At 48.5% G+C, this 11,929-nt stretch carries 10 protein-coding genes, 1 tRNA gene and 1 rRNA gene; 9 read left to right on the forward strand and 3 right to left on the reverse strand.

The genetic code is table 11. The features are described 5' to 3' along the window. Positions 1-83 precede the first annotated feature (83 nt). Together yhdJ and FEK42_RS07385 are read left to right on the forward strand one after the other, a co-directional pair. Positions 84-968 carry an adenine-specific DNA-methyltransferase gene (gene yhdJ / locus FEK42_RS07380; RefSeq protein WP_131160894.1) on the forward strand — a complete coding sequence of 295 codons (885 nt, stop codon included), beginning with the start codon at positions 84-86 and terminating at the stop codon, positions 966-968. An 83-nt stretch (positions 969-1,051) separates the two neighbouring features. Continuing rightward, positions 1,052-1,231, forward strand: coding sequence for a DUF2556 family protein (locus FEK42_RS07385; RefSeq protein WP_010345321.1), 180 nt, complete (start codon positions 1,052-1,054; stop codon positions 1,229-1,231). A 2-nt stretch (positions 1,232-1,233) separates the two neighbouring features. On the opposite strand, the gene envR is transcribed toward FEK42_RS07385, so the two are convergent. Beyond that, positions 1,234-1,896 (reverse strand): acrEF/envCD operon transcriptional regulator, encoded by a 663-nt coding sequence (gene envR / locus FEK42_RS07390; protein WP_130204500.1) that lies wholly within the window; start codon positions 1,894-1,896, stop codon positions 1,234-1,236. 395 nt (positions 1,897-2,291) lie between these two features. Between envR and acrE the strand changes: the two genes are divergently transcribed. From acrE to FEK42_RS07425, 7 genes are all read left to right on the forward strand, one after another. Next, positions 2,292-3,449, forward strand: a complete 1,158-nt coding sequence (gene acrE / locus FEK42_RS07395) for a multidrug efflux RND transporter periplasmic adaptor subunit AcrE (RefSeq protein WP_135493030.1) — start codon at positions 2,292-2,294, stop codon at positions 3,447-3,449. An 11-nt stretch (positions 3,450-3,460) separates the two neighbouring features. Then, the gene (acrF, locus tag FEK42_RS07400) at positions 3,461-6,565 is read left to right on the forward strand and encodes a multidrug efflux RND transporter permease subunit AcrF (protein WP_130204496.1); all 3,105 of its coding nucleotides are present in this window, start codon (positions 3,461-3,463) and stop codon (positions 6,563-6,565) included. A gap of 251 nt (positions 6,566-6,816) precedes the next feature. Beyond that, complete coding sequence (locus FEK42_RS07405; RefSeq protein WP_000825639.1) at positions 6,817-7,038, forward strand: membrane protein; 222 nt, start codon at positions 6,817-6,819, stop codon at positions 7,036-7,038. Between the two features lie 417 nt (positions 7,039-7,455). After that, positions 7,456-8,481: an amino acid ABC transporter substrate-binding protein gene (locus FEK42_RS07410; RefSeq protein WP_130204494.1), complete on the forward strand. Its 1,026-nt coding sequence runs from the start codon at positions 7,456-7,458 to the stop codon at positions 8,479-8,481. Between the two features lie 67 nt (positions 8,482-8,548). Continuing rightward, entirely contained in the window at positions 8,549-9,730 is a 1,182-nt protein-coding gene (locus FEK42_RS07415) for an amino acid ABC transporter permease (RefSeq protein WP_135493031.1), read from the forward strand. 9 nt (positions 9,731-9,739) lie between these two features. Then, positions 9,740-10,843: an amino acid ABC transporter permease gene (locus FEK42_RS07420; protein ID WP_138211777.1), complete on the forward strand. Its 1,104-nt coding sequence runs from the start codon at positions 9,740-9,742 to the stop codon at positions 10,841-10,843. A 7-nt stretch (positions 10,844-10,850) separates the two neighbouring features. Continuing rightward, positions 10,851-11,609, forward strand: coding sequence for an amino acid ABC transporter ATP-binding protein (locus FEK42_RS07425; RefSeq protein ID WP_000078344.1), 759 nt, complete (start codon positions 10,851-10,853; stop codon positions 11,607-11,609). A gap of 63 nt (positions 11,610-11,672) precedes the next feature. On the opposite strand, the gene rrf is transcribed toward FEK42_RS07425, so the two are convergent. Next, positions 11,673-11,788 (reverse strand): 5S ribosomal RNA (rrf, locus tag FEK42_RS07430). A 39-nt stretch (positions 11,789-11,827) separates the two neighbouring features. Next, positions 11,828-11,903 (reverse strand) — tRNA-Thr (locus FEK42_RS07435). Positions 11,904-11,929 lie beyond the last annotated feature (26 nt).

Genomic DNA, 11,929 nt, shown 5'->3' on the forward strand with positions numbered 1-11,929 from the left:
TCAGGTTAGCTAATTGCTTGATTAAAAGGCGCTACTCGGCATGGGGAAGCGCCTTTTTTATAGGTGTCGCAAAGGGAGTGACCATGAGAACAGGATGTGAACCCACCAGGTTTGGCGACAATACAAAGACCATTATCCACGGTGATGCATTAGCTGAACTTAAAAAGATACCCGCAGAAAGTGTCGATCTAATCTTTGCTGACCCACCTTATAACATCGGTAAAAATTTCGATGGCCTGATCGAAGCGTGGAAAGAAGATCTGTTTATTAACTGGCTATTTGAAGTGATTACAGAGTGCCACCGCGTTCTGAAAAAACAGGGCAGCATGTACATCATGAACAGCACGGAAAACATGCCCTTTATTGACCTCCAGTGCCGCCAACTTTTTACTATCAAAAGTCGCATCGTCTGGTCGTATGACAGCTCCGGCGTTCAGGCAAAAAAATATTACGGCTCCATGTATGAACCCATCCTGATGATGGTGAAAGACGCAAAGAACTACACATTTAACAGCGATGCTATTCTGGTAGAAGCCAAAACCGGAGCACAGCGTGCATTAATCGACTATCGCAAAAATCCCCCACAACCTTACAATCATCAAAAAGTGCCAGGTAACGTCTGGGATTTTCCACGCGTACGTTATTTGATGGATGAATATGAAAACCATCCGACGCAAAAGCCTGAAGCTTTACTGAAGCGCATTATTCTCGCCTCTTCTAACCCTGGCGATGTCGTTCTCGATCCGTTTGCTGGTAGCTTCACCACCGGTGCCGTCGCCATCGCGACCGGGCGAAAATTCATTGGTATTGAGATTAACAGCGAGTACATCAAGATGGGGCTACGCCGACTGGAAGTCGCGTCACATTACTCCATGGAAGAGCTGGCGAAAGTGAAAAAAAGAAAGACCGGCAACCTGTCAAAACGAAGCCGGATCAGCGAAGTTGACCCCGATCTCATTGCAAAGTAAAGGAAGTGTAAGCCTGGTTTTCAGATTATTCATTTCGTGTATATTTCCTGCCAGACTTGGTTAAACATGCACAGGCTCAGGTAATGATTCGCAAGTATTGGTGGCTCGTCGTTTTCGCTGTCTCCGTTTTTCTGTTTGATACCTTACTGATGCAGTGGATTGAACTACTGGCAACAGAAACAGACAAATGTCGCAATATGAACTCGGTTAATCCGCTAAAACTGGTTAACTGTGACGAACTGGATTTTCACAATAGAATGTAACTTTATACGATACCTAATTCATTTGTTTTATGAATTAATTTCGTTATGTTTTCATCTGGCATAAACATTCTTAATACATTATCGACTAATGCGGGTGCTTGTTTATAAAGATCGTAACCCGCTATATTCATTAACCAGTTTTGAACAATACCGCTGAAGGCGCCATCAATAATAATCATTACGACGTCTAAGTCGAGGCTTTTAGCTATATCCCCCTGTTGCTGACATGCTTGTAATACTTCACGCAAAATCTGTGGATTAAAGCCCATCTTTTCCCGTATTACTGCCTCGGCCAGCATTTCATCACTAAATTCACACTTGTGATATAAGATTTGCAGTAACGCCTGCTGGCGGGGAATTTCGGCAATATATTGCAAGCCAACAATCAGTTTTTCACGCAATTGCAGGAAAGGATCATGTTCTAACCCTTCCGTTAAACGTTCCTGGATTAACTCACGCAATGAAGGCTGTTGCAGCCACATCTCGTTAAACAGTTGAGCCTTGTTTTCGAAGTGCCAATAGATTGCGCCACGCGTGACGTTGGCGGCGTCGGCGATGTCATTGAGCGTCGTCTTGCTTACGCCATACTGCGCAAACTGGGCGATGGCGGTTTCAATCAGTTCTTGCCTGGTCTTCAGGGCTTCAGCTTTGGTTCTTTTTGCCATGATTAATCATTCAGGGAATAAATATATTCGACATAAGGGAAACAACGAGAAGTAATGTATCACCTAATTTTTATTTATACGAGAAACCAATTCCCGTCTGCTATCAATCGTCAAATAATCAAAGTCTATTGTTTGACGATAATATATTTACTTAATAAATGTATATTTCACTTTGCGTTAAAATGCTGCCATTCTTTTCAACTCACATCAAATGAGAACATTAGAATATTAATCTATTTTTGTGTTTAAGTGCCTTGAATAGCGACTATTCATAACTATTCCTTACATCGCCGGACGATAATTTGTAGGATAGCGAACTGTATTTTTATTTCTGCGAGTTAACGCGTTGCCTTTTTCTGGCTAATAACGCGCTTTTGGTTTTTTGAGGAATAGTAATGACGAAACATGCCAGGTTTTTCCTCCTGCCCTCCTTTATCATGATCTCCGCAGCGTTAATTGCGGGTTGTAACGATAAGGGAGAAGAGAAAGCTCACGTCGGTGAACCGCAGGTTACCGTTCATATTGTGAATACTGCCCCGTTAGAAGTTAAAACTGAATTACCAGGCCGTACTAATGCTTTCCGTATTGCCGAGGTTCGCCCACAGGTTAGCGGGATAGTGCTGAATCGTAATTTCACTGAAGGCAGCGATGTGCAAGCTGGCCAGTCCCTGTACCAGATCGATCCAGCCACTTATCAGGCAAGTTATGACAGCGCGAAAGGCGACCTGGCGAAAAGCGAAGCTGCCGCATCCATCGCGCATTTGACGGTAAAACGTTATGTTCCGCTTGTGGGTACGAAATACATCAGCCAGCAGGAGTACGATCAGGCGATTGCTGATGCTCGTCAGGCCGATGCTACCGTCATAGCCGCAAAAGCCACGGTCGAAAGCGCCCGCATCAATCTCGCTTATACCAAAGTGACTGCGCCAATTAGCGGGCGTATCGGCAAATCTTCGGTGACCGAAGGTGCTCTCGTCACTAACGGGCAAACGACCGAACTGGCGACTGTCCAGCAACTCGATCCTATCTATGTCGATGTGACCCAATCCAGCAACGACTTCATGAGACTGAAGCAGTCCGTAGAGCAAGGTAGTTTGCATAAGGAAAACGCCACCAGCAACGTAGAGCTGGTCATGGAAAACGGTCAAACCTATCCCCTGAAAGGCACGCTGCAATTCTCTGATGTAACCGTTGATGAAAGCACCGGCTCCATTACCCTGCGCGCGGTTTTCCCTAACCCGCAACACACACTTCTGCCAGGTATGTTTGTGCGCGCACGGATTGATGAAGGTGTACAACCTGACGCCATTCTTATCCCGCAACAGGGAGTTAGCCGCACGCCGCGTGGTGACGCTACCGTGCTGATTGTTAATGATAAAAGCCAGGTTGAGGCGCGTCCTGTTGTCGCCAGCCAGGCCATTGGCGATAAATGGCTGATTAGCGAAGGACTAAAAGCGGGTGATCAGGTCATTGTCAGCGGCCTGCAAAAAGCACGCCCGGGAGAGCAGGTTAAAGCCACTACCGATACCCCCGCAGATACTGCGTCGAAGTAAGGCAATCTGATATGGCAAACTTTTTTATTCGACGACCAATATTTGCATGGGTGCTGGCCATTATTCTGATGATGGCGGGCGTACTGGCGATCCTACAATTGCCCGTCGCCCAGTATCCAACCATTGCCCCGCCCGCTGTTTCTGTGTCGGCAAACTATCCGGGCGCTGATGCGCAAACCGTGCAGGATACGGTGACACAGGTTATCGAACAGAATATGAACGGCATCGATAATCTGATGTATATGTCCTCCACCAGCGATTCAGCCGGTAGCGTGACAATTACTCTCACCTTCCAGTCCGGGACCGATCCAGACATCGCGCAAGTGCAGGTACAAAACAAACTTCAACTCGCCACACCGTTGCTGCCGCAGGAAGTCCAGCAACAGGGTATAAGTGTCGAGAAATCAAGTAGCAGCTTTTTGATGGTGGCTGGTTTTGTTTCTGATAACCCAAGTACCACGCAAGACGATATTTCCGACTACATCGCCTCTAACGTCAAAGATACCATTAGCCGTCTGAACGGCGTTGGCGACGTGCAACTGTTTGGTGCTCAGTACGCTATGCGTATCTGGCTCGATGCCGATCTGCTGAACAAATATAAACTCACATCGGTTGATGTCATTAACCAGTTGAAAGTACAGAACGACCAGATTGCGGCCGGTCAGTTAGGCGGCACGCCGGCATTACCAGGACAGCAGCTAAACGCGTCGATTATTGCCCAGACACGGTTAAAAGATCCGGAAGAGTTCGGCAAAGTCACCCTGCGCGTGAACAGCGACGGTTCGGTAGTGCGGCTGAAAGATGTCGCACGGATTGAACTCGGTGGTGAAAACTATAACGTTATCGCCCGTATCAACGGCAAACCCGCGGCTGGCCTCGGTATTAAACTGGCAACGGGAGCTAACGCACTTGATACCGCAAAAGCCATCAAGGCCAAACTGGCAGAATTGCAGCCGTTCTTCCCACAGGGAATGAAGGTTCTTTACCCTTATGACACCACGCCTTTCGTCCAGCTTTCTATCCAGGAAGTGGTGAAAACGCTGTTCGAAGCCATTATCCTGGTATTCCTGGTGATGTATCTGTTCTTGCAGAACATGCGGGCGACATTGATACCCACCATTGCTGTACCTGTCGTGTTGTTAGGGACGTTTGCCATACTCGCCGCTTTTGGTTACTCCATCAATACGCTAACGATGTTCGGGATGGTACTTGCCATCGGGCTTCTTGTTGATGATGCGATAGTCGTTGTAGAGAACGTCGAGCGCGTAATGATGGAGGATAAACTCCCCCCCAGAGAAGCGACGGAAAAATCGATGTCGCAAATCCAGGGTGCGCTGGTAGGTATCGCGATGGTACTGTCGGCGGTGTTTATTCCGATGGCATTCTTCGGTGGCTCAACAGGGGCAATTTATCGACAGTTCTCTATCACTATTGTTTCAGCAATGGCGCTTTCAGTACTGGTTGCGCTGATTCTCACCCCCGCGTTATGTGCAACATTGCTGAAACCAGTCTCTGCCGAGCATCACGAAAATAAGGGTGGTTTCTTCGGCTGGTTTAACACCACTTTCGATCATAGCGTTAATCACTACACCAATAGCGTTGGCAAAATCCTCGGTTCCACAGGGCGATATTTACTGATCTATGCGCTGATTGTCGCCGGAATGGTAGTGCTGTTTTTACGCCTCCCTTCTTCTTTCTTGCCGGAAGAAGATCAGGGTGTCTTCCTGACCATGATCCAACTGCCCGCTGGTGCGACGCAAGAGCGGACACAAAAAGTACTGGATGAAGTGACGGATTACTATCTGAAGAACGAGAAGGCGAACGTTGAAAGTGTTTTTACAGTCAATGGATTTAGCTTCAGCGGTCAGGCGCAAAACGCCGGGATGGCCTTTGTCAGCCTTAAACCGTGGGAAGAGCGCAGTGGCGAAGAAAATAGCGCGGAAGCGGTAATCCAACGTGCCAAAATGGAACTGAGTAAAATCCGCGACGGTTTTGTCATTCCATTCAATATGCCAGCCATTGTTGAACTGGGTACGGCAACAGGTTTCGACTTTGAGTTAATCGATCAGGCGGGTCTTGGTCACGATGCCTTAACCCATGCCCGCAACCAATTGCTTGGCATGGCGGCGCAACATCCTGAAAGCTTAGTCAGTGTGCGCCCCAATGGCCTGGAAGATACTGCGCAGTTCAAACTTGAAGTTGACCAGGAAAAAGCACAGGCATTAGGCGTTTCGCTTTCTGACATTAATCAGACCATTTCTACGGCGTTAGGCGGGACGTATGTCAACGACTTCATCGACCGTGGCCGCGTGAAAAAAGTATATGTTCAGGCGGATGCCAAATTCCGTATGCTGCCAGAAGATGTCGATAAACTTTATGTCCGCAGTGCCAACGGCGAAATGGTGCCATTCTCCACCTTTACCACTTCACATTGGGTATATGGTTCTCCGCGTCTGGAACGCTACAACGGTCTACCTTCTATGGAGATTCAGGGGGAAGCCGCGCCAGGCACCAGTTCCGGCGATGCGATGTCGCTAATGGAAAGCCTCGCCTCACAACTACCTAACGGAATCGGTTATGACTGGACGGGGATGTCGTATCAGGAACGCTTGTCAGGCAACCAGGCCCCTGCTCTGGTAGCCATTTCATTCGTGGTCGTTTTCCTGTGCCTTGCAGCGCTCTATGAAAGCTGGTCAATTCCTGTCTCGGTTATGTTGGTCGTGCCGTTAGGGATTGTCGGCGTGCTGCTGGCGGCGACACTCTTTAATCAAAAAAATGACGTTTATTTTATGGTGGGCTTGTTAACGACAATTGGCTTATCAGCTAAAAACGCTATTTTGATTGTTGAGTTCGCCAAAGACCTGATGGAGAAAGAGGGGAAAGGTGTTATTGAAGCAACGCTGATGGCCGTACGTATGCGTCTTCGTCCGATTCTGATGACATCACTCGCCTTTATTCTCGGCGTATTGCCGCTGGCTATCAGTAATGGTGCGGGAAGCGGCGCGCAGAACGCGGTAGGGATTGGAGTCATGGGCGGCATGATTTCCGCAACATTACTGGCAATCTTCTTCGTCCCTGTGTTCTTTGTGGTGATCCGCCGTTGCTTTAAAGGGTAAATTTAAAACACAAAGGCGTTTTCGGACGCCTTTTTAATTTGCAGTTAAAACTATAAAAATTAATGAGTTAATGATTCACTAACTTTTGAATTGAGTGCATTCATTCTTTCTCCCTTCATTATTTTTACAATTAACATAATTTGTCATTATTCATCTCGCAAGAATTATAACTCCCGGTGATAAAATGGAATTCAGTACGTTAATAAGAAAGTTAGCTTATTAAGCGGTAGCGTTATTACTGAGGTAACACCATGAAAAGATTAATTCCTGTCGCATTGCTCACCGCATTGCTGGCGGGCTGCGCTCACGATTCACCCTGCGTTCCGGTTTATGACGATCAGGGCCGTCTGGTTCACACCAATACCTGTATGAAAGGTACGACTCAGGATAACTGGGAAACTGCCGGGGCTATTGCTGGCGGGGCAGCGGCTGTTGCTGGCCTGACGATGGGGATCATCGCTCTGTCGAAATAACTGAACAGGGCGCGGAGTTCCGCGCTCTCTTTAACGGTACAGAATCTCACCGTAAGATAAAATACAACTATATTCGGCTAGCTTATTCCCTTTTAATTTAGCATTTTATTTCGAACTGTCGAAATAACACATCCATTAGTTTTTACCCTCATTTAAAACACATGCTCACGCTAACAATCATTATCCTGCTTAGTAAAATGCGAATAAATATTTTGCGCTAAAATGTGGCGTATGTTTCATTTTCGCACCATTGCGGGGCGATGTTTTTATTATTTCCTGTCTACACTCAGCTTATTGCGACACGGAATCGTGCGCAAAAACTGGCACTACTTTTGCTTATAAAAGGATGGCCACAGACAGGTAAAAGACGTTTCCCAAACGTCCTATAACGATAATTTTCGCCTCACAGGAAGCATTATGAAAAAGATGATGATAGCCACACTGGCTGCCGCCAGCGTGCTGCTTGCCGTTGCAAATCAGGCGCATGCTGGCGCGACACTTGATGCCGTAAAGAATAAAGGGTTTGTTCAATGTGGGATCAGTGACGGATTACCTGGGTTCTCTTATGCCGATGCAGACGGTAAGTTTTCAGGTATTGATGTAGATGTTTGTCGTGGTGTTGCCGCTGCTGTATTTGGCGACGACACGAAAGTGAAATATACCCCACTCACAGCAAAAGAACGCTTCACCGCTTTACAGTCAGGAGAAGTGGATTTGCTCTCCCGTAATACGACCTGGACTTCATCCCGCGACGCAGGAATGGGAATGGTATTTACTGGCGTCACTTATTACGACGGCATTGGCTTCCTGACGCACGATAAAGCGGGATTAAAAAGCGCGAAAGAACTGGATGGCGCAACCGTCTGTATTCAGGCGGGGACTGATACCGAACTTAACGTCGCCGATTACTTCAAGGCAAACAATATGAAGTACACGCCAGTGACTTTCGATCGCTCTGACGAATCAGCAAAGGCTCTGGAATCTGGCCGCTGCGATACGCTGGCCTCGGATCAGTCGCAACTGTATGCCCTGCGGATCAAATTAAGTAATCCTGCCGAATGGATTGTCCTGCCAGAAGTTATCTCTAAAGAGCCGCTTGGTCCGGTCGTCCGTCGTGGCGATGATGAATGGTTCTCTATTGTGCGCTGGACGCTTTTCGCCATGCTGAATGCTGAAGAGATGGGCGTTAACTCGCAAAACGTTGATGAAAAAGCGGCTAATCCAGCTACGCCTGATATGGCGCATCTGCTGGGTAAAGAGGGCGATTACGGCAAGGATCTGAAGCTGGATAATAAATGGGCTTACAACATCATCAAACAAGTGGGTAACTACTCGGAAATTTTTGAGCGTAATGTAGGTTCAGAAAGCCCGCTGAAAATTAAACGTGGGCAAAATAATCTCTGGAATAACGGCGGTATTCAGTACGCGCCGCCCGTGCGTTAAGTCGGTGTGAGGTAACGGGCGTCGCTACGGCGGCGCTCTCTTCAGCGTTATGGTTTCCGAGGTTTATATGCCCCATCGCCGCTCAACCGTTAAAGGCTCACTCTCCTTTACCAACCCTACGGTTCGCGCCTGGTTATTCCAGATCCTCGCCGTTGTTGCCGTCGTCGGCATTGTTGGTTGGTTATTTCACAACACCGTGACGAATCTAAACAATCGCGGCATTACATCAGGATTTGCCTTTCTGGATCGCGGCGCAGGCTTCGGGATCGTCCAGCATTTGATCGATTACCAGCAGGGCGATACCTACGGACGCGTTTTTATTGTCGGCTTACTCAATACGCTACTGGTTTCAGCATTGTGTATCGTATTCGCATCTGTCCTGGGCTTCTTTATCGGTCTGGCGCGACTTTCGGATAACTGGCTGCTACGAAAGCTTTCCACAATTTATATTGAGATCTTCCGTAATATTCCCCCGCTACTGCAAATCTTCTTCTGGTACTTTGCCGTGTTGCGCAATTTGCCCGGACCGCGGCAGGCAGTGAGTGCGTTTGATCTCGCCTTTTTGAGCAATCGTGGGCTCTATATTCCGTCGCCGCAGCTGGGAGATGGATTTATTGCGTTTATCCTGACTGTTGTTATTGCTATAGCCATTTCTGTTGGACTATTCCGTTTTAATAAAACGCACCAGATAAAGACCGGACAACTGCGCCGTACCTGGCCTTGCGCCGTTGTGTTGCTCACTGGTTTACCTTTACTGGCGCAATGGCTTTTTGGTGCGGCACTGCACTGGGATGTTCCGGCGCTACAAGGGTTTAACTTCCGCGGCGGGATGGTGCTTATCCCTGAGCTGGCAGCTTTAACGTTGGCGCTTTCAGTTTATACATCTGCATTTATCGCCGAGATTATTCGCGCCGGGATCCAGGCAGTGCCTTATGGTCAACATGAAGCTGCCCGCTCGCTGGGATTGCCCAACCCAGTTACGCTACGCCAGGTCATTATTCCCCAGGCACTGCGAGTGATTATTCCGCCGTTAACCAGCCAGTATCTCAACATCGTCAAAAACTCCTCTCTTGCCGCCGCTATCGGCTATCCCGATATGGTTTCGCTGTTTGCTGGCACCGTGCTGAACCAGACGGGGCAAGCCATCGAGACGATTGCCATGACGATGTCGGTCTATCTGATTATCAGCCTGACTATCTCGCTGCTGATGAATATCTATAACCGCCGCATCGAGATCGTTGAACGCTAAGGAGTCATGATGACAAAAGTATTGCTGTCTCATCCCCCGCGCCCGGCGAGCCATAACTCAAGCCGCGCTATGGTGTGGGTGCGCAAAAACCTGTTCTCCAGCTGGAGCAATAGCCTGCTGACTATTGGCTGCTTATGGTTGATGTGGGAACTGATTCCACCGCTGCTGAACTGGGCTTTTTTACAGGCAAACTGGGTTGGTTCAACGCGTACCGACTGCACAAAAGCCGGTGCCTGTTGGGTCTTCATCCACGAACGATTCGGCCAGTTTATGTATGGGCTTTACCCGCACGACCAGCACTGGCGAATTAACCTGGCATTACTGATTGGCCTTGTTTCTCTCGCACCAATGTTCTGGAAAATACTCCCGCATCGCGGTCGCTATATTGCGGTATGGGCGGTTATCTACCCACTGATTGTCTGGTGGCTGATGTATGGCGGTTTTCTTGGTCTGGAGCGGGTTGAAACCCGGCAATGGGGCGGGCTGACACTGACGTTGATTATCGCATCTGTTGGGATTGCTGGGGCGCTGCCGTGGGGGATCTTACTGGCATTAGGCCGCCGCTCCCATATGCCGATTGTGCGTATCTTATCGGTCATTTTTATCGAGTTCTGGCGTGGCGTACCGCTGATTACCGTACTGTTTATGTCTTCGGTCATGCTGCCGCTCTTTATGGCGGAAGGCACCAGTATCGACAAACTGATTCGTGCGTTGGTCGGCGTGATCCTGTTTCAGTCAGCATATGTTGCAGAAGTCGTGCGAGGCGGATTGCAGGCATTGCCCAAAGGGCAATACGAAGCGGCGGAGTCGCTGGCCTTGGGTTACTGGAAAACGCAGGGGTTGGTTATTCTGCCACAGGCACTGAAGCTGGTGATTCCTGGGCTGGTAAATACCATCATCGCACTATTCAAAGACACAAGTCTGGTGATCATCATCGGGTTGTTCGATCTTTTCAGTAGTGTGCAGCAGGCAACCGTTGATCCCGCCTGGCTAGGTATGTCCACAGAAGGGTATGTTTTCGCCGCACTGATCTACTGGATCTTCTGCTTCAGCATGTCACGTTATAGCCAACATCTGGAAAAACGTTTTAACACCGGGCGTACACCGCATTGAGGACACTATGAGCCAAATTTTACTGCAACCTGCTAACGCGATGATTACGCTGGAAAACGTCAATAAATGGTATGGGCAATTCCATGTTCTGAAAAATATAAATTTAACCGTGCAACCGGGAGAACGAATAGTACTGTGTGGACCTTCTGGTTCCGGGAAATCGACAACCATTCGTTGTATTAATCATCTGGAAGAACACCAACAGGGACGGATCGTGGTGGATGGCATCGAGCTTAACGAAGATATTCGCAATATTGAGCGCGTCAGGCAGGAAGTGGGAATGGTCTTTCAGCATTTCAATCTCTTCCCACATTTGACCGTTTTACAGAACTGTACCCTGGCGCCAATTTGGGTGCGTAAGATGCCGAAGAAAGAAGCTGAAGCTCTGGCGATGCATTACCTTGAGCGGGTGAGAATTGCCGAACATGCACAGAAGTTTCCCGGGCAGATTTCTGGTGGTCAGCAGCAACGCGTTGCCATAGCACGTTCACTTTGTATGAAACCAAAGATCATGCTGTTTGATGAACCTACGTCGGCGCTCGATCCGGAGATGGTAAAAGAAGTGCTGGATACGATGATTGGGCTAGCGCAGTCAGGCATGACGATGCTGTGCGTAACACATGAAATGGGATTTGCGCGAACTGTCGCTGATCGAGTGATTTTTATGGATCGCGGAGAAATCGTGGAGCAAGCTGCACCGGATGAATTTTTTGCGCATCCTAAATCGGAGCGTACGAGGGCATTTTTATCGCAGGTTATCCATTAAGTTGTACATGGATTCGAAACGCAAAAAGGCCATCCTTTCGGATGGCCTTTCGCTTGATTTGATGTCTGGCAGTTCCCTACTCTCGCATGGGGAGACCCCACACTACCATCGGCGCTACGGCGTTTCACTTCTGAGTTCGGCATGGGGTCAGGTGGGACCACCGCGCTACTGCCGCCAGACAAATTCTTTTCTAATCTGCCGAACTTTAACCTAAAAAGTGGTGCTGATACCCAGAGTCGAACTGGGGACCTCACCCTTACCAAGGGTGCGCTCTACCAACTGAGCCATATCAGCACGCTAAATTTGATGCCTGGCAGTTC

Origin of the sequence: Escherichia sp. E2748 (assembly GCF_005781125.1) — a bacterium.
Classification (GTDB): domain Bacteria; phylum Pseudomonadota; class Gammaproteobacteria; order Enterobacterales; family Enterobacteriaceae; genus Escherichia.

Excerpts from the sequence above, each read along its gene's own strand:
- yhdJ (WP_131160894.1), top strand. The coding sequence starts at position 84 with ATGAGAACAGGATGTGAACCCACCAGGTTTGGCGACAATACAAAGACC.
- FEK42_RS07385 (WP_010345321.1), top strand. The coding sequence starts at position 1,052 with ATGATTCGCAAGTATTGGTGGCTCGTCGTTTTCGCTGTCTCCGTTTTT.
- envR (WP_130204500.1), bottom strand. The coding sequence starts at position 1,896 with ATGGCAAAAAGAACCAAAGCTGAAGCCCTGAAGACCAGGCAAGAACTG.
- acrE (WP_135493030.1), top strand. The coding sequence starts at position 2,292 with ATGACGAAACATGCCAGGTTTTTCCTCCTGCCCTCCTTTATCATGATC.
- acrF (WP_130204496.1), top strand. The coding sequence starts at position 3,461 with ATGGCAAACTTTTTTATTCGACGACCAATATTTGCATGGGTGCTGGCC.
- FEK42_RS07405 (WP_000825639.1), top strand. The coding sequence starts at position 6,817 with ATGAAAAGATTAATTCCTGTCGCATTGCTCACCGCATTGCTGGCGGGC.
- FEK42_RS07410 (WP_130204494.1), top strand. The coding sequence starts at position 7,456 with ATGAAAAAGATGATGATAGCCACACTGGCTGCCGCCAGCGTGCTGCTT.
- FEK42_RS07415 (WP_135493031.1), top strand. The coding sequence starts at position 8,549 with ATGCCCCATCGCCGCTCAACCGTTAAAGGCTCACTCTCCTTTACCAAC.
- FEK42_RS07420 (WP_138211777.1), top strand. The coding sequence starts at position 9,740 with ATGACAAAAGTATTGCTGTCTCATCCCCCGCGCCCGGCGAGCCATAAC.
- FEK42_RS07425 (WP_000078344.1), top strand. The coding sequence starts at position 10,851 with ATGAGCCAAATTTTACTGCAACCTGCTAACGCGATGATTACGCTGGAA.